This window comes from Shewanella sp. MM_2022_3 (assembly GCF_022557375.1).
Classification (GTDB): Bacteria; Pseudomonadota; Gammaproteobacteria; order Enterobacterales; family Shewanellaceae; genus Shewanella; species Shewanella xiamenensis.
The window spans coordinates 40,615-61,795 of record NZ_JAKZGV010000013.1 but is presented as its reverse complement, the minus strand read 5'-3'; the positions used below and the strand labels follow the sequence as shown (position 1 = coordinate 61,795).

Sequence of the window (21,181 nt, the reverse complement as noted above, 5' to 3'; positions counted from 1 at the left end):
CACATGATCATGGCTAGATATCTACTATTGGCTAGTACGCTCTTGCTGGCGGCATGTAGTTCAACTCCAAAGAAGCCGATTGCGGATGATCCCTTCTATGCCCCAGTTTATCCCGAAGCACCACCGACTAAAATTGCTGCAACGGGGTCGATTTACCAAGATAGCCAAGCGGCGAGTCTTTACTCGGATATTCGTGCCCATAAAGTCGGTGACATTATCACTATCGTGTTGAAAGAAGCGACTCAGGCGAAAAAGAGTGCCGGTAATCAGATCAAAAAAGGTTCTGATATGACACTCGATCCCATTTATGCCGGCGGGAGCAATGTGTCTTTAGGCGGTATTCCCCTCGATTTACGCTACAAAGACAGCATGAATACTAAGCGTGAATCCGATGCAGATCAAAGCAATAGCTTAGATGGCAGTATCTCCGCCAATATTATGCAAGTGCTCAATAACGGTAACTTAGTTGTGCGCGGTGAAAAGTGGATTTCAATCAACAATGGTGATGAGTTTATTCGCGTGACCGGTATTGTGCGCTCGCAGGATATCAAGCCAGATAACACCATTGATTCAACCCGTATGGCCAATGCGCGTATTCAATATAGCGGTACTGGTACTTTCGCCGAAGCGCAAAAAGTGGGCTGGTTAAGCCAGTTCTTTATGAGCGATTGGTGGCCCTTCTAAGGAGTCATATCATGAAATATAAACTCATTTTGGCCGTTGTTATGTTGGCGTTTTCGATGCCAAGCCAGGCTGAACGCATTAAAGATATTGCTAATGTGCAAGGGGTACGAAATAACCAGTTAATTGGTTATGGCTTAGTAGTGGGGTTGCCTGGTACGGGTGAGAAAACCAATTACACAGAGCAAACATTCACCACCATGCTTAAAAATTTCGGCATCAATTTGCCTGAAAATTTTAGACCCAAAATCAAAAACGTGGCCGTGGTTGCTGTGCATGCCGATATGCCAGCGTTTATTAAACCAGGCCAAGAATTGGATGTGACCGTTTCAAGCCTAGGTGAAGCAAAAAGCTTACGTGGTGGGACGTTACTGCAAACCTTCCTCAAAGGGGTTGATGGCAATGTATATGCGATTGCCCAAGGCAGCTTAGTGGTAAGTGGTTTTAGTGCCGATGGTTTGGATGGTTCGAAAGTGATTCAAAACACGCCAACGGTTGGCCGTATTCCTAACGGCGCAATTGTTGAACGCAGTGTGGCTACGCCGTTTTCTACTGGCGATTATTTGACGTTTAACTTACGTCGCTCGGATTTTTCGACCGCGCAGCGTATGGCCGATGCGATTAATGATCTGCTCGGCCCTGATATGGCGCGCCCGTTGGATGCAACGTCGATTCAGGTCAGTGCGCCAAGGGATGTATCACAACGGGTGTCTTTTTTAGCTACGCTCGAAAATATTGAGGTGGAACCTGCTGAAGAGTCTGCCAAAGTGATTGTGAATTCGCGTACTGGCACGATAGTCGTTGGGCAGAACGTCAAGTTATTACCTGCGGCTGTGACTCATGGTGGTTTGACGGTGACGATCGCCGAAGCGACTCAGGTGTCTCAGCCAAATGCGCTAGCCAATGGCCAAACAACAGTGACCAGCAATAGCACGATAAATGCGACTGAAAGTGATCGCAGGATGTTTATGTTTAATCCCGGCACGACCTTAGATGAATTAGTGCGCGCCGTGAATTTGGTCGGTGCAGCCCCTTCAGATGTCCTTGCCATTCTGGAGGCGTTAAAAGTGGCAGGTGCTTTGCATGGTGAACTTATCATCATCTAATTTCTGTCGGGAAAATCATGGAAAAGCTTTCAAGTTCATCACATTTTCTTGATCTGGGCGGGCTCGATAACCTGCGCGCCCAGGCTCAGAAAGATGAAAAGGGCGCTTTGAAAAAAGTCGCCCAACAATTTGAAGGCGTTTTTGTGCAAATGCTGATGAAGAGCATGCGTGATGCTAATGCGGTGTTCGAGTCAGACAGTCCTCTCAATAGTCAATACACCAAATTTTATGAGCAGATGCGGGATCAGCAATTGTCCGTCGACTTATCGGATAAAGGTGTGCTGGGGCTGGCTGATATGATGGTGCAGCAGTTGTCTCCTGAGTCAAGCCAGCTAACACCTGCATCGGTGCTACGTAATGATGGTGGCATGAAACTAGAACATGACGCTAAAGCGTTTAATATTCCTGTTCAAGCCCCATCGACTGCTGAAGCTATAAATAGCAACACTTCAGAACAAGCCGTACAAGGTGTGCCTGCATCGATAGCGCGTCCAAATGTTGAATTTGAAAAGGCCGATGGTGTCACTTCTTCCTTAGACATTGACCGACCTGAACGCTTGTTGGCGATAGATACACCTAAGCCAAGCTGGTCTGAGCAACCCTTATCACCGATAGAACCTGTTATCAGCGGCCAAATATTGCCGACAGTGGCATTTAGAGAAACGCAAAAGACGCTTAAGTTTGGTAGCCGTGAAGAATTTTTAGCGACGTTATATCCCCATGCAGAAAAAGCCGCTAAAGCCCTTGGCACTAAACCTGAAGTGTTATTGGCTCAATCGGCCCTCGAGACTGGTTGGGGGCAAAAAATTGTTCGCGGAAATAACGGCGCTCCTAGCCATAACTTATTCAATATTAAAGCGGATCGTCGTTGGCTGGGTGATAAAGCTAACGTGAGTACCTTGGAGTTTGAGCAGGGTATTGCCGTTAGACAAAAAGCCGATTTCCGGGTTTACAACGATTTTGAGCATAGTTTTAACGATTTTGTTTCCTTTATTGCTGACGGTGAGCGCTATCAAGATGCCAAGAAAGTGGCAGCGTCACCGACTCAGTTTATCCGTGCATTGCAGGATGCGGGTTACGCTACCGATCCAAAATATGCTGAAAAAGTGATTAAAGTCATGCAGTCCATCAGTGAAGAGCTGAAATCGATACTGCCAGGAGAAGACAAATGATCATTCTTCATAAGACATTAATGTTGAGGAGTATCGGCTAATGGCTATCGATCTATTAAACATTGCCCGTACAGGGGTGCTCGCTTCTCAGTCGCAACTAGGGGTGACCAGTAATAACATTGCTAACGCCAATACCGCGGGTTATCACCGACAAGTGGCAACCCAAACCACCTTAGATTCTCAACGTCTTGGAAATGGTTTTTACGGTACTGGGACATATGTTTCTGATGTAAAACGTATTTATAATGACTATGCCTCGCGCGAACTGCGTATTGGCCAAACGACTCTGAGTGCGGCTGAGGCTAGCTATGGCAAGCTTAGTGAGCTGGACCAAATTTTCTCCCAAATTGGTAAAGTGATACCACAGAGCTTGAACGATTTGTTTGCAGGCTTAAATAGCTTGGCAGACTTACCTGCTGATTTAGGTATTCGTAGCTCAACCTTAAATGATGCCAAACAACTGGCAAATAGCTTGAATCAAATGCAGTCAACCTTGAACGGGCAGCTAAATCAAACCAATGATCAAATCACTGGGATGACTAAGCGCATTAATGAGATCAGCACTGAACTTGCTAATCTCAATCTTGAGTTGATGAAATCGCCTAATCAAGATCCGATTTTATTAGATAAGCAAGACGCGCTTGTGCAAGAGTTAAGTCAGTATGCGCAGGTGAATGTGATCCCCTTGGATAATGGGGCAAAGAGCATCATGTTAGGCGGTTCTATCATGTTGGTTTCGGGGGAAGTGGCGATGTCGATGAGCACGACGACGGGCGATCCCTTCCCCAACGAATTGCAATTGGTATCGACCATTGGCTCACAAAGCGTAAAAGCCGATCCTAGCAAGTTAGGAGGGCAGTTGGGGGCATTGTTTGAATACCGTGACCAAACTTTGATGCCTGCGAGCTTAGAGCTTGATCAATTGGCCTTAGGGGTTGCAGACAGCTTTAATAAACTGCAAGCGCAAGGATTTGATCTTAATGGCCAAGTTGGCGCAAATATGTTCAAAGATATTAACGATCCTCTAATGTCCTTAGGCCGTGTTGCTGGTCTTTCTGGTAATACAGGTAACGCAACCTTAGGCGTCAATATTGATGATACCAGTACCTTAACGGGTGGTTCATATGAACTGTCGTTTACGGCGCCGTCGACCTATCAACTGAGAGATACGCAAACTGGCGCGATAACGCCGCTTACCTTAAACGGCACTAAGTTAGAAGGCGGTGCTGGATTTTCTATTGATATTAAAGCTGGCGCCATGGCCTCTGGAGACAGATTTGCCATTCGTCCAACCGCAGGGGCCGCGAATGGCATTGAAGTAGTGATGACCGATCCTAAAGGTATCGCTGCCGCGGCGCCCAAAATTACCGCAGATACTGCGAACTCAGGTAACACTCAAGTTAAGCTCACGCAAATTACTGACCGTAATGCGGCGAATTTCCCTGTAAAAGGGGGTGAGCTGACTATTCAGTTAAATACAACTGCCGTGCCGCCGACCTTTGAAGCGTTTGATGCATCAGGCGCATCACTCGGTGCTGCTGCGCCTTATACGCCACCGAGCATCAGTGCATTTGGTTTTACCTTTGAAGTTGAGAGTAGCGGCGCAGCCGCAGGTGACAAATTTACCTTCGATTTATCTTTTGCAGAGGGCGATAACACCAACGCCGTTGCGATGGCAAAACTGAGTGAAACCAAAGTGATGAATGGTGGTAAGTCAACGCTTGCAGACGTATTTCAAAAGACCAAACAGGATATTGGCAGTCAAACAAAAGCAGCTGAAGTACGAGTGGGGTCTGCAGAAGCCATTTATAAGCAAGCTTATACCCGAGTTGAAAGTGAATCAGGCGTGAACTTAGATGAAGAAGCGGCCAACCTGATGCGTTTTCAACAAGCTTATCAGGCTTCTGCGCGAATTATGTCAACCGCGCAGCAAATTTTTGACAGTCTATTGACTTCAGTGCGTTAGGAGAAGTGACGATGCGATTATCAACCGCGCAGCTCTTTAATCAAAGTATTACTAGCGTGCTGCAAAAACAAACCGCAACGAGCAAAATTTTAGAACAGCTTAGCACTGGCAAAAAGGTCAACACCTCTGGGGATGACCCTGTTGCCGCTTTAGGTATCGACAACCTAAATCAACGTAATGCCTTAGTCGATCAATTTATGAAGAATATCGACTATGCCAATAACCGCCTTGCCGTTACAGAAAGCAAGTTGGGCAGTGCGGAAGACTTAACAGGTTCTATTCGTGAACAGTTGATGCGTGCTGTCAACGGCACTTTATCTGACTCAGAGCGGCAAATGATTGCCGATGAGATGAAAGATAGTCTTGAAGAACTACTCTCTATTGCCAATAGCAAAGATGAATCGGGTAATTATCTGTTCTCTGGGTTTAGTACCGACAAACAACCCTTCTCTTTTGATAATTCCACTCCACCCAAGATCGTATACAGCGGCGATTCTGGGGTTCGCGATAGCTTAGTGCAATCAGGTGTTGCCATTGGAACCAATATTCCTGGCGATCTCGCGTTTATGAAGGCTCCCAATGGGCTTGGCGATTATAGCGTCAATTATTTGGCCAGCCAGCAAGGTGGATTTAACGTTGATACAGCCAAAATAGCCGATCAAGCGACTTATGTGGCTGATACTTATACCTTTAATTTTTCTGATAACGGTTCTGGTGGCGTCAATCTACAGGTGCTTGATTCAGCAAATAATCCAGTCGCAAACGTTGCTAACTTCGATGCCACGACACCTGTGAGTTTTAATGGAATAGAGGTCAAGATAGACGGTAAACCCAGTGCTGGTGATAGTTTCAGCATGGAACCTCAGGCTGAGGTCAGTATTTTTGACACGATCAGTAATGCAATCGCTCTGATCGAAGATCCTAACGCAGCAAATTCTCCCCAAGGAAAAGCTCAGTTGGCACAGTTATTGAATAATATCGATAGCGGCGTCAATCAGATGAGTTCAGCCAGAAGTGTGGCGGGAAATAATCTGAAAACCGTCGAGCGCTACAAGGATACACATACAGAGGAGAAAGTGGTGAATACTTCAGCACTATCACTTCTGGAAGATCTGGATTATGCGTCAGCGATTACGGAATTTGAAAAGCAGCAGCTTGCATTGAACGCAGTCTCTAACGTGTTTAGTAAGGTGGGTTCTGTTTCCCTGTTTGACTTTATTTAACAGAAAGCAAAGACCTAACCCTCTGTAAGATAAATTGTTAAAAATTTAGCCAAGCTCCAAGCCTTGGCGGTATAACTAGGAAGAGGAACTCAACATGGCTATTACAGTTAATACAAACGTGACTTCGATGAAGGCACAGAAAAATTTAAATACCTCTAGTAGTGGTTTAGCAACCTCTATGGAACGTCTATCGAGCGGTCTTCGCATTAACAGTGCGAAAGATGACGCTGCTGGTCTAGCTATTTCTAACCGCTTAAATAGCCAAGTTCGTGGTTTAGAGGTGGGTATGCGTAACGCAAACGATGCAATATCTATCGCACAAATTGCAGAAGGTGCGATGCAAGAGCAAACCAACATGTTGCAGCGTATGCGTGATTTGACCATTCAGTCTGAAAACGGGGCTAACAGTACAGCTGATTTAGAAGCCTTAAAAGCTGAAATGGATCAACTGGCAACAGAGATTGACAGTATTGGTAATAGTACTGCTTTTGGTAATACTAAATTGCTTACAGGTACCTTTTCTGCTGGAAAAGTATTCCAAGTGGGGCATCAAGAAGGTGAAGATATTAAGGTTACGGTAAAAGCGAGTAATAAAACATCCTTATCCGTAGCTGCATTAGGTAACGCTACTTCAGCCGCAAGAGCATCTTCTTTGAAGAAAATTGATGCCGCAATTAAAACGATTGATGCCCAACGCGCCGATTTAGGTGCGGTTCAAAATCGTTTATCACATAACATTAGTAACAGTGCGAACACTCAAGCAAACGTTGCTGATGCGAAGAGCCGTATTGTGGATGTGGATTTTGCAAAAGAAACCTCTGCAATGACCAAGAATCAGGTTTTACAACAAACGGGTTCTGCGATGCTAGCTCAAGCAAATCAATTACCGCAAGTCGCATTGTCACTGTTGGGTTAAGTTTCATTTGGCGCATTTTTGTAGAGTACTTTTGCCTACTTTTTCTAGCTATGTTTAGAAAAGTAGGCAAAGTTTTTTAATTTAAAATATTTATCTCTATGAAAAAAAAGATTTTTTATAAAGATAAAAATTTTTCAAAAATAATACTAAAGATAAAAAAAAGACGGCCGTTAAATATACTGTAACCACTAAGACCCGCCTGGCTTAAGTAGACAGGCAAGTTTAGACAAGCCAGGTATAAAGAGGAAACGATCATGGCCATTACAGTAAACACAAACGTTACATCTTTAAAAGCACAGAAAAACTTAAATACTTCCGCTAGCGGTTTGGCCACTTCAATGGAACGTTTATCCAGTGGTCTGCGCATTAATAGCGCAAAAGACGACGCAGCAGGTTTAGCTATTTCTAACCGTTTAAATAGTCAGGTTCGTGGCTTAGAAGTGGGTATGCGTAACGCCAACGATGCGATCTCTATTGCACAGATTGCTGAAGGCGCGATGCAAGAACAAACTAACATGTTACAACGTATGCGTGACTTAACCGTTCAGTCTGAAAACGGTGCTAACAGCACTGCAGACTTAACCGCACTAAAAGCTGAAATGGATCAACTCGCCAACGAGATTGATGAAATTGGTAAAACTACGGCTTTTGGTACAACTAAGCTCTTAGCAGGTGGTTTCTCTGCAGGTAAGAGCTTCCAAGTTGGTGCACAAGATGGCGAAGATATTAAAGTTACTGTAAAAGCCAGTAACAAATCTTCTTTATCTGTCGGCTCTTTAGGTAATACAACATCAGCTGCCCGAGCATCATCTTTAAAGAAAATTGACGCAGCAATCAAAACAATTGACGCGCAACGTGCGGATTTAGGTGCTATCCAAAACCGTTTAGCCCATAACATCAGTAACAGTGCTAACACCCAAGCAAACGTTGCCGATGCGAAGAGCCGTATTGTAGACGTTGACTTTGCGAAAGAAACGTCACAAATGACCAAGAACCAAGTGTTGCAACAAACAGGTTCTGCAATGTTGGCGCAAGCTAACCAATTACCTCAAGTGGCCTTATCACTGCTTTAATCATCTATTGAAGCATAAGGTTCTAAGGGAGGTTCGGTGACGGATCTCCCTTTGCCACATAAATGATCATTAAGTTATAGTGTTTGTTAGGCTGTATAAAAGACAAATGCTTATGATGGTGAGGTATAGCTATGGATACTAATATAGCAAGCACGTCAATGCAGGTTCCTAGCCGTATTGATTTGGCTCAAGTACCACTGAAAGCACCGACGGCGGATGTTGAGTTAAAACGCAATGCTGCCGTATCAGCTGTTGAACAGTCTACTGAGCAAAGAGCAACAGAAGATGAACAAAATCCTGAAAAATTAACCCAAGTAGCTACTGAACTTTCTGACATGATGTCAATGATGCGTAAAGGGCTTGCATTTAAAGTTGACGAAAATTCAGGGCAAGCAGTAGTAACAGTCTTAGATAGAGATACTGGTGATGTCATCAGACAGATGCCGAGTGAGGAAGCACTAAAATTAGCAGAAAAATTGTCAGAAGTGACAGGTCTGCTAATGAAGACAGAAGCTTAAAACTCACACCACACAGTAATTTATCCGTTGATGAGTGAGAGGTTTTTATGGCATTAACAGCGACAGGTATGGGGTCTGGTTTAGACATTTCTAACATCGTAAAAGTGTTAGTTGATGCTGAGAAAGCCCCCAAAGAAGCGATGTTTAATAAGACGGAAGACAGCATCAAAGCAAAAGTTTCTGCAATGGGGACTTTAAAGAGTGCGCTATCTACGTTTCAGGATGCCGTTAAGAAACTTCAAACAGGTGATGCGTTAAATCAACGGAAAATATCTGTTAGCACTGATGCATACCTTAGCGCAAAAGCTGAAAAAACAGCTCAAGCTGGTAGCTATGGGATTAAAGTTGAGCAATTAGCAACTAACCATAAGATTGCTGGTACCAATGTTACCGATGCTACACAACCAGTAGGGGAGGGTAGTTTAGCATTTGGTGTTAATGGTAAAAGCTTTTCTGTTGATATAGCAGCTACCGATTCTTTGGCTACAATTGCCAAAAAAGTCAATGAAGCTTCTGATAATGTTGGTGTCACTGCAACTGTGATTACCAGCGATGCAGGAAGCCGGTTAGTGTTTAGCTCAAATAAAACCGGTGAAGATAACCAAATTAGTCTTACCGCAACGAATTCGTCTGGTTCTGGGGTTACTGATATGTTTGGTTCTGGCAATACTTCGATATTGCAAGATGCTAAAAATGCAGTACTTTATATTGATGGTCAAAAAGTCACCTCACAAAGTAATGAAGTAAAAAATGCCATAACCGGTGTGACACTGAATTTAACCAATGCCGATGTTGCTAAAACAACGACGATTAAAATTGAGCAAGACAATGAAGCTGTAAAAACAAACGTTCAAGCTTTTGTTGATGCCTACAATAGTTTAGTGACGGCCATCGATAAGATGTCCGCCTACGACAAAGACAAAAAAACGGCTGCCGCACTACAGGGCGACTCTATGATTCGCTCAATTGAATCCCAGCTTCGCAGTGTGGCAAGTGGACGTGTTCCCACTGCGGATGGTGGTTCAATAGCGCTTTATGATATTGGTATTAAAACAGACAGATACGGAAAATTATCCGTAGATGACACAAAACTCAATAAAGCACTCACCGAAGATATGCCGAGCGTTGAAGCACTGTTTGCAACTCCAGATAAAGGTCTTGCTAATCGGTTTAACGATCTTGCTAATAGCTATGTTAAATCAACAGGTTTGATTGCTGATCGTCAGTCTAGCTATACGAGTCAGCAAAGTCGTTTAGCTGATCAAAGAGCTGCATTTACATTGAAGATGGACCAACTAACCGCCCGTTTAACCAAACAGTTTAATGCGATGGATCTTGTTGTTGGGCAACTCAATCAGCAGAGTAGCGGCTTAGTTGACCGACTAAACTCTTTGCCTGGTGCAGTTAAAAAGAGCTAAATCGATCTAAGTAAAAAGGAATATTGTTGTGAAGCAACTCGATGAGCTTAATATTACACTTGCGCAAGTGTTAGAGCAGCTAAACCGAATTCCTGCTGAGGATCCCCAAACTGATGACTTGGTCTCAAATTTGCAGAGTATGGTAGACGAGCGTCAACTTTTACTCAATGTATTAGTCGCCGATGCCAATATGACGGATGCTAACTATCTTCAGCGTCAGCTTGAATTTACTCAGGACTTTTCGAAAAAGGCGAGTATTATCATGGCTGACAGGCAAGCATTATTACATGCGAGCAATAAGAATAAGCGCCAGATCAGTGTTTATGAGACTATAGATTCAAATAGGTAGGTGTTTATGAGAGGATCACTGCAATCATATCGTAAGGTTTCACTTGAAAGTGAAATTACAGTTGCTTCCCCACATAGAATTATTCAGTTGATGTTTGCTGGTGCTCTACAGCGCCTTGCACAAAGCCGTTATGCGATTGAGCAGAATGATTTAGTCAATAAAGGGATTTATATAAATAAAGCCGTCGGTATCATTATTGGGCTAAGTAATAGTTTAAATATGGATGCTGGTGGGCAAATAGCTAAAAATTTGAGTGATTTATACGATTTTATGTTACGTAAGATTTCTGAAGCTAACCTCAATAACGATGTAAAGGCCATTGATGATGTTTGTGATATTTTACGAACCATCAAAGAAGGGTGGGATGCCATCCCTGTAGATAAACACAATATCTCTTCCCATACTGAAGAAGCTCGTTAACCCTACTTTTAAGTAATGAAAAGACGCACCCTAAAGTGCGTCTTTTTTGTCTTGTGTCAATTAATTGACCTTTTTAGCTAGAATCATAGCTTAAATGAACTAAAATCAATTCAGTTTGGCAGAATCGGCATTCGAGGCTTGCTTCTCGACTGCTGATAATACAATATTCATCACAGTAGTGATGGTGGCACAGATTGTTACATTGAATTTGTTAAGCTTTTACAGCAACTAATCATAAATAATTAATGCGAATTGATACCTAATTAGCGCTTTACGGCCTACTGAATGATGCAAACAGATCAACGAATTTTACTTGTCGGAACCCCATCAGAGCGCTTAAGTCGCCTGTGTTGCATTTTTGAATTTTTGGGTGAGCAGATTGAAATCGTCGCCATCGAAAAGTTAAGTCTTTGTCTGCAAGATACCCGGTTCCGCGCTTTAGTGGTCAGTGCTGATAACATGCCAGCTGATGCTCTCAAGTCACTTGCGAGTCAGTACCCATGGCAACCCATTTTGTTATTTGGCAATGTAGATGATCTGCAAGTGTCGAATGTACTGGGGCAGATTGAAGAGCCATTAAACTACCCACAACTAACCGAACTCCTGCATTTTTGTCAGGTTTATGGGCAAGTCAAACGTCCACAAGTCCCAACCAGTGCAAATCAAACCAAACTGTTTCGTAGCTTAGTGGGTCGTAGTGAAGGCATTGCCAATGTGCGTCACTTGATTAGCCAAGTCGCCACCTCTGATGCCACTGTATTAGTCCTTGGTCAGTCGGGGACGGGTAAGGAAGTGGTTGCTCGGAACATTCATTATTTATCTGAGCGCCGAGATGGTCCTTTTATTCCGGTTAACTGTGGCGCGATTCCGCCTGAGTTATTGGAGAGTGAATTATTTGGCCATGAAAAGGGCTCTTTTACTGGGGCAATTAGTTCTCGTAAGGGCCGTTTCGAACTGGCCGAAGGTGGCACGCTGTTCCTCGATGAAATTGGCGACATGCCTTTGCAAATGCAGGTAAAATTGCTGCGCGTGTTGCAAGAACGTGTCTTTGAGCGTGTTGGGGGAACTAAAACAATTAATGCTGATGTACGTGTCGTAGCGGCAACCCATAGGGATCTTGAAACTATGATCAGCAGCAATGAGTTCCGTGAAGATCTTTATTACCGCCTTAACGTCTTCCCGATCGAAATGCCAGCATTAAGTGAGCGTAAGGATGATGTTCCTTTACTGCTGCAAGAGTTAGTGAGTCGTGTCTATAACGAGGGGCGTGGCAAAGTTCGTTTTACTCAGCGTGCTATTGAATCGTTAAAAGAACATGCTTGGTCAGGTAACGTCCGGGAATTATCTAACCTTGTTGAACGCCTAACGATTTTATATCCAGGCGGTTTAGTCGATGTGAACGACTTGCCGATAAAGTATCGTCATATTGATGTGCCTGAGTATAGTGTCGAACTCAGTGAAGAGCAGCAAGAACGTGATGCGCTCGCTTCGATCTTCACCAGCGAAGAGCCAGTAGAAATTCCTGAAACGCGTTTCCCTAGTGAGTTACCACCTGAAGGCGTTAACCTCAAGGATCTGCTGGCAGAGCTTGAAATCGATATGATTCGCCAGGCGTTAGAGCAGCAGGATAACGTGGTTGCGCGTGCTGCAGAAATGCTCGGTATTCGCCGTACTACCTTGGTTGAGAAAATGCGTAAGTACGGAATGACGAAAGAATAGTCATTTTGATGCTATTTATCTTATTGTTTTATCTATCTAAATTCATTTCTTAATTTGGCATAGAATCTGCAAACACTCCGTCATAAGCAATTTTTTGACGGAGTGACTATGTCTGCTCATCCACTAGCGCAAATTGAAACATTCAAGCACACTAGCAAACAATGGAACCAACTGCGTGAGGCCGCCAATATGTCCAATCGGATGGAGCATATTTTACAGGCTATGCCCTCTGGCGTGGTGATTTTGAACGGTGATGGTATTGTCACCGATGCAAACCCCGTTGCCGTCGAATTGCTGGAGCAGTCGTTATGCGGCGCCCGCTGGATTGATGTGATCCATACGGCGTTTGCGCCACAGGACGATGATGGCCATGAAGTCTCATTACGCAATGGCCGCCGAGTCAAATTTGCGATTACCCCATTAACGCCGGAACCTGGCCAATTAATTGTGCTAACGGATCTGACCGAAACTCGTCTACTGCAAAAGAATCTTTCCCATCTGCAGCGCCTGTCAGCCCTCGGCAAAATGGTGGCGACGCTGGCGCATCAGGTACGTACGCCACTGTCGGCTGCACTGTTATATGCTGCTAATCTGGCCAGTCCCAAATTATCGGAATCTGCTAAGGCTAAATTTCAGCAGAAGTTAGTCGATAGGCTTAACGAGTTAGAACGCCAAGTGAACGATATGCTGCTGATGGCTAAAGGACGTCAAGATGAGCTGGGCGAACTGATTAATCTTAATGATGTTATCGAGAATGTTGTTGCTAACTGTGAACCAATAGTTGCTAAGCATGGCGCTGAACTGGCGGTAACCAATATTTCTAATAGCTTAATGCTGGCGAATGTGAATGCGCTGAGTTCAGCCGTCAATAACCTCGTGATGAACAGTCTTGAAGCCGGGGCAACGCAGATCCAAATCGTTGCTAGTGATAGCAATGAACAGTTACATCTCAATGTCATCGATAATGGCAAAGGATTGGATGCCAAAATGCAGCAAAAAGTGTTGGAACCTTTCTTTACCACTAAAGCTCAGGGGACAGGTTTAGGCTTAGCCGTTGTACAGTCTGTGGTGCGTAATCATGGCGGCCAACTGCAATTAAGCTGTATGCCCAATAAGGGTTGTACTGTGTCGCTAACCTTCCCGCAGGCTAAATCTGCTACTGTATTGCCGCTGGAGAAACCCTATGTCTGAAGCCAAATTACTCTTAGTCGAAGACGATGCCTCCCTGCGTGAGGCGTTGCTGGACACCTTAATGTTGGCACAATACGACTGTATTGATGTGGCATCAGGTGAAGAAGCCATAATCGTACTAAAACAACATCAATTTGATCTTGTGATCAGCGATGTGCAAATGCAGGGGATTGGTGGCTTAGGCTTATTAAATTACCTACAGCAACATCATCCCAAATTGCCCGTGCTGTTAATGACGGCGTACGCCACTATAGGCAGTGCGGTCAGTGCAATTAAATTGGGCGCCGTCGATTATCTGGCAAAACCCTTCGCTCCAGAGGTGTTGCTCAACCAAGTTTCTCGCTATTTACCGCTCAAACAAAGTAGCGATCAACCCGTCGTGGCGGATGAAAAGAGCATTGCATTATTATCCTTAGCACAGCGGGTTGCAGCTTCTGATGCTTCTGTGATGATCCTCGGGCCAAGCGGTTCGGGTAAAGAAGTGTTAGCCCGTTATATTCATCAACATAGTAGCCGTGCTGACGAGGCCTTTGTCGCCATTAACTGCGCGGCCATCCCCGAGAATATGCTCGAGGCGACCTTATTTGGTTATGAAAAAGGGGCTTTTACCGGTGCTTACCAAGCTTGCCCCGGTAAATTCGAACAAGCACAGGGCGGAACTTTATTACTCGATGAAATTTCAGAGATGGATTTAGGATTACAGGCCAAACTGCTGCGCGTATTGCAAGAGCGTGAAGTAGAGCGGTTAGGCGGTCGCAAAACCATTAAGTTAGATGTTCGGGTGCTTGCCACTTCGAATCGGGATTTAAAGGCCGTAGTTGCTGCGGGGCAATTTAGGGAAGATCTCTATTATCGTATTAACGTGTTTCCACTGACTTGGCCTGCACTGAATCAACGGCCTGCGGATATTTTACCCTTAGCTCGGCATTTACTCACAAAACACGCAAAGGCACTGAGTATCATCGACGTACCCGAATTTGATGAGGCCGCATGCCGCCGTTTACTTGGCCATCGCTGGCCAGGTAATGTGCGAGAGCTCGATAACGTTGTGCAGCGAGCCTTGATTTTGCGATCAGGTACGGTGATTACTGCCAATGACATTATTATTGATGCTCAAGATGTGCCGTTATCATCCGATGATGCTGAATATTGCAGTGAACCAGAGGGGTTAGGTGAAGAGTTAAAGGCGCAGGAACATGTGATCATTCTCGAAACCCTAGCGCAATGCCAAGGCAGCCGTAAGTTGGTTGCTGAGAAACTTGGGATCAGTGCGCGCACCTTAAGATACAAGATGGCCAGAATGCGCGATATGGGGATTCAATTGCCTAACTAAGTCGAGTTTTGCAACCTTTCTAGCACCATCGCCACTGGTTATCCTTTGGCGATTTCACACCTATGACCTCTGCAATTCTTTTTAGATCGGCCAAGTAAAAACTTGGCCGTAGTTTTGCATATCCTCGTTATCTTGAGAGTTTAATCGTCAATAACTCGACGATGGGGAGCACGACATGCAAATTGGCGCGAATTCATTACTGCAAGAAATGCAGTCACTTCAAGGTGAAATCAAACCTTCTTTTGGGATTTCACCTAATAATATTGTGCAGCAAGTGAATAACACCAGTGGTGCTGACTTCGGCCAGCTACTTTCACAAGCCATTGGTAATGTGAGTGGTTTGCAGTCAACCTCATCTAACCTCGCGACTCGCTTAGAAATGGGTGATACCACCGTGAGCTTGTCTGATACTGTTATCGCACGCGAAAAGGCCAGTGTTGCCTTTGAAGCCACTGTCCAAGTGCGCAATAAGCTCGTTGAAGCTTATAAAGAAATAATGAGCATGCCTGTTTAGGCCTTGAATAACGCAACGAGCAGGTACTAATCGTGAGTACAGAAATGATTGTCGGATCGAATGCCGGCGTAATGGACCAAGGGGTCCAACAAGAAAACAAATCCGGCGTATTGGGGAGTCTCGGTGGCGTCGATATGATGCGCCAAATCACCATGATTCTAGCATTAGCCATTTGTTTGGCGCTCGCCGTGTTTGTCATGATCTGGGCACAGGAGCCTGAGTACCGTCCATTAGGTAAAATGGAAACTCAGGAAATGGTGCAAGTACTCGATGTACTTGATAAAAACAAGATCAAATATCAGATCGAAGTTGATGTTGTTAAAGTACCAGAAGATAAATACCAAGAAGTCAAAATGATGCTTAGCCGTGCAGGGGTTAATAGTCCTGCTGCATCGACCCAAGACTTTCTTACCCAAGACAGTGGTTTTGGTGTGAGCCAAAGAATGGAACAGGCTCGCCTCAAGCATAGCCAAGAAGAAAACCTTGCCCGCGCGATTGAACAGTTACAAAGCGTAAGCCGCGCCAAAGTGATTTTGGCACTCCCAAAAGAAAACGTATTTGCCCGCAATACCTCACAACCCAGTGCGACCGTTGTGATTAACACTCGCCGTGGCGGTTTAGGCCAAGGTGAGGTCGATGCCATTGTGGATATCGTCGCTTCTGCGGTTCAGGGCCTAGAGCCTTCACGGGTCACTGTCACCGATTCTAACGGCCGCTTACTGAATTCAGGCAGCCAAGATGGTGTTTCTGCTAGAGCTCGTCGTGAGCTTGAGTTGGTACAGCAAAAAGAAACCGAATACCGCACCAAGATTGACTCGATTTTATCGCCTATTCTCGGGCCTGATAATTTTACCTCCCAAGTGGATGTGAGTATGGATTTCACCGCTGTTGAACAAACGGCCAAACGGTTTAATCCAGATTTACCGTCACTACGCAGTGAAATGACGGTTGAAAATAACTCTACTGGTGGCTCGAGTGGGGGGATCCCTGGCGCATTATCGAACCAACCTCCGATGGAATCTAATATTCCTCAGGAGGCTGATAAAGCTACCGAAAGTGTTACCGCAGGTAACTCGCACCGCGAAGCGACCCGTAATTTTGAGTTAGATACCACCATCAGCCATACCCGTCAGCAAATTGGCGTAGTGCGCCGCGTCAGTGTGTCTGTAGCCGTAGACTTTAAACCGGGCGCTGCGGGTGAAAATGGCCAAGTGGCACGCGTTGCCCGTACCGAACAAGAGCTGACGAATATCCGCCGTTTATTAGAAGGCGCGGTAGGCTTTAGCGCGCAGCGGGGTGATGTTTTAGAGGTAGTCACTGTTCCCTTTATGGATCAATTGGTTGAAGATGTACCTGCGCCTGAGCTTTGGGAACAGCCTTGGTTCTGGCGTGCAGTAAAGTTAGGTATTGGTGCCTTAGTTATCTTAGTGCTGATCCTTGCTGTGGTGCGCCCAATGCTCAAACGCTTAATCTATCCTGATAGCGTTAACATGCCAGACGATGCAAGATTAGGTAATGAGCTCGCCGAGATCGAAGATCAATATGCTGCTGACACCTTAGGGATGCTCAATACCAAAGAAGCAGAGTATAGTTATGCCGACGATGGCTCAATTCTTATCCCTAATCTGCATAAAGATGATGATATGATTAAAGCTATCCGTGCGCTTGTGGCCAATGAGCCCGAGCTTTCAACCCAAGTCGTGAAAAACTGGTTACAAGACAATGGCTGAGAATAAATCAAAAGACGCCGCTGAAACCTCAAGTTTCAATATTAAGGATCTCAGTGGCATCGAAAAAACGGCGATTTTACTGTTAAGTTTGAGTGAAGCCGATGCCGCCTCTATTTTAAAGCACTTAGAACCTAAACAAGTGCAAAAAGTGGGTATGGCAATGGCGGCCATGGAAGACTTTGGTCAGGAAAAAGTCATCGGAGTGCATAAGCTGTTTCTCGATGATATTCAAAAATATTCTTCTATTGGCTTCAACAGCGAAGAGTTCGTCCGTAAAGCGTTAACGGCGGCCCTAGGTGAAGACAAAGCTGGTAATTTAATTGAACAAATTATCATGGGCAGCGGCGCCAAAGGTTTGGATTCCCTTAAATGGATGGATGCGCGCCAAGTCGCGACTATCATCCAAAACGAACATCCACAGATCCAAACCATTGTTTTATCGTATTTAGAGCCAGATCAAGCCGCAGAAATTTTCGGCCAGTTCCCTGAGAATACCCGCTTAGACTTAATGATGCGTATCGCCAATCTTGAAGAAGTGCAACCTGCAGCATTGCAAGAATTAAACGACATCATGGAGAAACAATTCGCCGGCCAAGGTGGTGCGCAAGCAGCGAAGATGGGCGGCCTAAAGGCGGCGGCCAACATTATGAACTACCTCGATACGGGTGTTGAAAGTCAGTTGATGGAAACCATGCGCGAAACCGACGAGGAAATGGCGCAGCAAATCCAAGACTTAATGTTTGTATTTGAAAACCTTATCGATGTGGACGATCGTGGTATTCAAACCTTGCTGCGTGAAGTGCAGCAGGATGTATTGATGAAGGCGCTGAAGGGCGCAGACGATCAGCTCAAAGATAAGATTTTAGGCAATATGTCTAAACGGGCCGCCGAATTGCTGCGTGACGATTTAGAAGCCATGGGCCCAATTCGGATCAGCGAAGTGGAAATCGCCCAAAAAGAAATTCTGTCAATTGCACGTCGGTTAAGTGACAGTGGTGAAATCATGTTAGGCGGCGGTGGTGGCGATGAGTTCCTCTAATCGGAGCGACAATAGCGACAATAAATTGTCCCACAGGGGGGGCAGCGACGCTGAGCTTGAGTTTAGCCATTGGCAATTGCCCGATGTGACCCAAACCGAAGAGGTGAGTATTTCAAACCTCTTTGGTTATTCGCCGCAGCAAGCGCCGAAGGCGGTGGCCGCCGAAACCATTGCGCCACCCACCATGGCGGAAATTGAAGATATTCGCGCTCAAGCCGAAGAAGAAGGCTTTAACGAAGGTAAGACACAAGGTTATGCCGAAGGACTGGAGCAGGGCAGACTTGAAGGTTTAGAGCAAGGCCATACCGAGGGCCTAGCCCAAGGTCATGAGCAAGGGCTTGAGGCTGGGCTTGCTGAAGCCAAGGCATTAGTCAGCCGCTTCGAAGGGCTGTTAAGCCAATTTGAAAAGCCATTGCAAATACTCGATGGCGATATTGAACATTCCTTAATGACACTCACTATGGCGCTGGCTAAATCTGTGATTGGTCATGAACTTAAAACTCATCCAGAACAAATCCTGTCGGCGCTACGTTTAGGGGTCGAATCTCTGCCAATCAAGGAGCAAAGCGTCAGTATTCGCATGCATTCCGATGATGTTGCCTTGGTTGAAACCTTATATTCTAGTACCCAATTGAACCGTAATCAGTGGCAATTAGAGGCCGATCCTAGCTTAACGGTGGGGGATTGTATTATCAGTAGCCAACGCTCGTTGGTCGATTTAACCCTTTCCTCACGGATTGATGCTGTGTTTGAATCACTGCGTAATCAGCAATCTCACTTAGCGTTACAGCAACAACAGCGACAAGCTGCACTTGATGACGAAAATGCCGCTAAAATCGTCCCTAAATCGACACTGGACGATAATGAACTGTTAACACAACCGCAAGCTGATGGAGAGCAAGATGCACAATCGCCGCCATCAACTGCTGAATAAACTGAATCATTGCATCAATAAAGTGCCCCCATTTCGCGCCGTTGCCTGTGGGCAATTAGTGCGCGTTGTCGGCTTAACCTTAGAGGCAAGTGGCTGTCGAGCACCCGTCGGTAGTTTGTGTTCTATTGAGACCATGGCTGGAGAGTTAATTGCCGAAGTCGTTGGTTTTGATGATGAATTATTATATCTCATGCCAATTGAAGAGCTGCGTGGCGTGTTACCTGGCGCGCGGGTTGTTCCCCTTGGAGAGCAGGCGGGTCTGAATGTGGGCTTATCCCTGTTAGGGCGCGTGCTCGACGGTAATGGTGTGCCGTTAGACGGCCTCGGCGCATTATCTACCGAACAGCAGGCGCCAAGACATAGTAACGCCATCAACCCACTTTCTCGCCGTGCGATCACTGAACCACTCGATGTGGGCGTTCGCGCCATCAATGCCATGTTAACTGTTGGCAAGGGACAACGTATGGGCTTGTTTGCGGGCTCAGGTGTGGGTAAGAGTGTGCTGTTAGGTATGATGACCCGAGGTACCACGGCCGACATTATTGTGGTGGGGCTCGTTGGGGAGCGTGGCCGCGAAGTTAAAGAATTTATTGAAGAAATCCTAGGTGAAAAGGGGAGAGCGCGTTCTGTTGTGGTGGCGGCACCCGCCGATACTTCACCGCTGATGCGCCTTCGCGCCTGTGAAACCTCGACTCGTATCGCTGAATATTTTCGTGATTTAGGCTATAACGTATTGTTATTAATGGATAGTCTGACTCGTTACGCCCAAGCGCAGCGTGAGATTGCCTTGGCAGTCGGTGAACCGCCGGCGACTAAAGGTTATCCACCTTCGGTATTTGCTAAATTGCCGCGTCTGGTTGAACGGGCGGGTAATGGCGGGCCTGGACAAGGTTCTATCACCGCATTTTACACTGTACTAACCGAGGGCGATGACCAACAGGACCCGATTGCCGATGCTTCTCGGGCGATCCTCGATGGTCATATTGTGCTGTCACGATCGCTTGCTGATTCTGGGCACTATCCTGCCATTGATATTGAGGCTTCTATTAGCCGTGTGGCGCCTATGGTAATTTCCAATGAACATCTTGAGGCCATGCGCCGCGTCAAGCAAACCTATTCCCTTTATCAGCAGAATAAGGATCTGATTTCGATTGGCGCTTATGCACAAGGGAGCGATCCTCGTATTGATAATGCGATACGTCTACAACCTGCAATGAACGCTTTTCTGCGGCAAACCATGCGTGATGCCTTTAGTTTTGCTGATAGTCAAATGATGCTCGGGCAACTCGCTGCGCAATGTAAATAATTGAGGCCGTTATGGCGAATGCCGATCCCCTATTACTCGTATTAAAGTTAGCCCTCGATGCCGAGGAACAGGCTGCGCTACTGCTAAAGTCGGCACAACTTGAGTGCCAAAAGCGCCAAAATCAGCTCGATGCGCTAAATAACTATCGCTTGGATTATATGAAGCAGATGCAGTCGCAGCAGGGGCAGGCGATTAGTGCGAGTCATTACCACCAATTCCATCGTTTTATTCGGCAAATCGATGAGGCTATTGCTCAGCAAAATCGTGTTGTAGCCGATGGTGAAAAGCAGAAACACTACCGTCAGCAGCACTGGCTAGAAAAACAAAAAAAACGTAAGGCTGTGGAACTACTTTTAGAAAATAAAGAGAAAAAGCGCCAAGTCATTGAGCTCAAAAAAGAGCAAAAAATGACGGATGAATTTGCTTCGCAGCAATTTTTCCGTCGTAAGAAGTAATTAACCAATCCGACAGTCAATAATACTCGAATTTTTAATATCCATTTGTTGGCATTTTATTTGCTTGGTTTATGCCAGATATAGCCAAAGCCGTATAAATTGACGTTTGCCCACGCTC

20 protein-coding genes are annotated in these 21,181 nt (G+C 45.4%); all 20 read left to right on the top strand.

All coding sequences use genetic code 11. The features are described 5' to 3' along the window. Positions 1-9: 9 nt before the first annotated feature. On the top strand, positions 10-684 hold the full coding sequence (flgH, locus tag MMG82_RS09815; RefSeq protein WP_011716401.1) for a flagellar basal body L-ring protein FlgH: 675 nt from the start codon (positions 10-12) through the stop codon (positions 682-684). A gap of 11 nt (positions 685-695) precedes the next feature. Continuing rightward, on the top strand, positions 696-1,787 hold the full coding sequence (locus MMG82_RS09810) for a flagellar basal body P-ring protein FlgI (RefSeq protein WP_037420597.1): 1,092 nt from the start codon (positions 696-698) through the stop codon (positions 1,785-1,787). 17 nt (positions 1,788-1,804) lie between these two features. Further along, on the top strand, positions 1,805-2,959 hold the full coding sequence (flgJ, locus tag MMG82_RS09805) for a flagellar assembly peptidoglycan hydrolase FlgJ (protein WP_047539504.1): 1,155 nt from the start codon (positions 1,805-1,807) through the stop codon (positions 2,957-2,959). Between the two features lie 40 nt (positions 2,960-2,999). Continuing rightward, positions 3,000-4,925 (top strand): flagellar hook-associated protein FlgK, encoded by a 1,926-nt coding sequence (gene flgK, locus MMG82_RS09800; RefSeq protein WP_047539506.1) that lies wholly within the window; start codon positions 3,000-3,002, stop codon positions 4,923-4,925. 11 nt (positions 4,926-4,936) lie between these two features. Beyond that, positions 4,937-6,148, top strand: a complete 1,212-nt coding sequence (gene flgL, locus MMG82_RS09795) for a flagellar hook-associated protein FlgL (RefSeq protein WP_047539508.1) — start codon at positions 4,937-4,939, stop codon at positions 6,146-6,148. Between the two features lie 94 nt (positions 6,149-6,242). Continuing rightward, positions 6,243-7,064: a flagellin gene (locus MMG82_RS09790; protein ID WP_047539510.1), complete on the top strand. Its 822-nt coding sequence runs from the start codon at positions 6,243-6,245 to the stop codon at positions 7,062-7,064. Positions 7,065-7,318: 254 nt separating this feature from the next. Then, on the top strand, positions 7,319-8,137 hold the full coding sequence (locus MMG82_RS09785; RefSeq protein WP_047539512.1) for a flagellin: 819 nt from the start codon (positions 7,319-7,321) through the stop codon (positions 8,135-8,137). Positions 8,138-8,268: 131 nt separating this feature from the next. Beyond that, positions 8,269-8,655, top strand: a complete 387-nt coding sequence (locus tag MMG82_RS09780) for a flagellar protein FlaG (RefSeq protein WP_047539514.1) — start codon at positions 8,269-8,271, stop codon at positions 8,653-8,655. Between the two features lie 47 nt (positions 8,656-8,702). Further along, the gene (gene fliD, locus MMG82_RS09775) at positions 8,703-10,073 is read left to right on the top strand and encodes a flagellar filament capping protein FliD (protein ID WP_047539515.1); all 1,371 of its coding nucleotides are present in this window, start codon (positions 8,703-8,705) and stop codon (positions 10,071-10,073) included. Between the two features lie 28 nt (positions 10,074-10,101). Then, entirely contained in the window at positions 10,102-10,422 is a 321-nt protein-coding gene (locus tag MMG82_RS09770) for a hypothetical protein (RefSeq protein ID WP_047539517.1), read from the top strand. A 6-nt stretch (positions 10,423-10,428) separates the two neighbouring features. After that, the gene (gene fliS / locus MMG82_RS09765; RefSeq protein WP_047539519.1) at positions 10,429-10,842 is read left to right on the top strand and encodes a flagellar export chaperone FliS; all 414 of its coding nucleotides are present in this window, start codon (positions 10,429-10,431) and stop codon (positions 10,840-10,842) included. 285 nt (positions 10,843-11,127) lie between these two features. Then, positions 11,128-12,561: a sigma-54 dependent transcriptional regulator gene (locus tag MMG82_RS09760; protein ID WP_037420328.1), complete on the top strand. Its 1,434-nt coding sequence runs from the start codon at positions 11,128-11,130 to the stop codon at positions 12,559-12,561. A gap of 108 nt (positions 12,562-12,669) precedes the next feature. Continuing rightward, the gene (locus tag MMG82_RS09755; RefSeq protein WP_144344717.1) at positions 12,670-13,752 is read left to right on the top strand and encodes an ATP-binding protein; all 1,083 of its coding nucleotides are present in this window, start codon (positions 12,670-12,672) and stop codon (positions 13,750-13,752) included. Beyond that, positions 13,745-15,085 carry a sigma-54 dependent transcriptional regulator gene (locus tag MMG82_RS09750; protein ID WP_241406803.1) on the top strand — a complete coding sequence of 447 codons (1,341 nt, stop codon included), beginning with the start codon at positions 13,745-13,747 and terminating at the stop codon, positions 15,083-15,085. The genes MMG82_RS09755 and MMG82_RS09750 overlap by 8 nt, the downstream gene beginning before the upstream one ends. Before the next feature lie 175 nt (positions 15,086-15,260). Then, positions 15,261-15,599 (top strand): flagellar hook-basal body complex protein FliE, encoded by a 339-nt coding sequence (gene fliE, locus MMG82_RS09745; protein ID WP_011625692.1) that lies wholly within the window; start codon positions 15,261-15,263, stop codon positions 15,597-15,599. 44 nt (positions 15,600-15,643) lie between these two features. Continuing rightward, complete coding sequence (fliF, locus tag MMG82_RS09740) at positions 15,644-17,329, top strand: flagellar basal-body MS-ring/collar protein FliF (RefSeq protein WP_037420337.1); 1,686 nt, start codon at positions 15,644-15,646, stop codon at positions 17,327-17,329. Continuing rightward, positions 17,322-18,368 carry a flagellar motor switch protein FliG gene (fliG, locus tag MMG82_RS09735; protein ID WP_011716417.1) on the top strand — a complete coding sequence of 349 codons (1,047 nt, stop codon included), beginning with the start codon at positions 17,322-17,324 and terminating at the stop codon, positions 18,366-18,368. Before fliF ends, fliG begins: the two co-directional genes overlap by 8 nt. Then, positions 18,355-19,302, top strand: a complete 948-nt coding sequence (gene fliH, locus MMG82_RS09730) for a flagellar assembly protein FliH (RefSeq protein WP_099458442.1) — start codon at positions 18,355-18,357, stop codon at positions 19,300-19,302. The genes fliG and fliH overlap by 14 nt, the downstream gene beginning before the upstream one ends. Further along, entirely contained in the window at positions 19,271-20,608 is a 1,338-nt protein-coding gene (gene fliI / locus MMG82_RS09725) for a flagellar protein export ATPase FliI (RefSeq protein WP_037420345.1), read from the top strand. Before fliH ends, fliI begins: the two co-directional genes overlap by 32 nt. Before the next feature lie 11 nt (positions 20,609-20,619). Further along, a complete protein-coding gene (fliJ, locus tag MMG82_RS09720) occupies positions 20,620-21,063 on the top strand; it encodes a flagellar export protein FliJ (RefSeq protein WP_047539527.1) in 444 nt (147 codons plus the stop codon). Positions 21,064-21,181 lie beyond the last annotated feature (118 nt).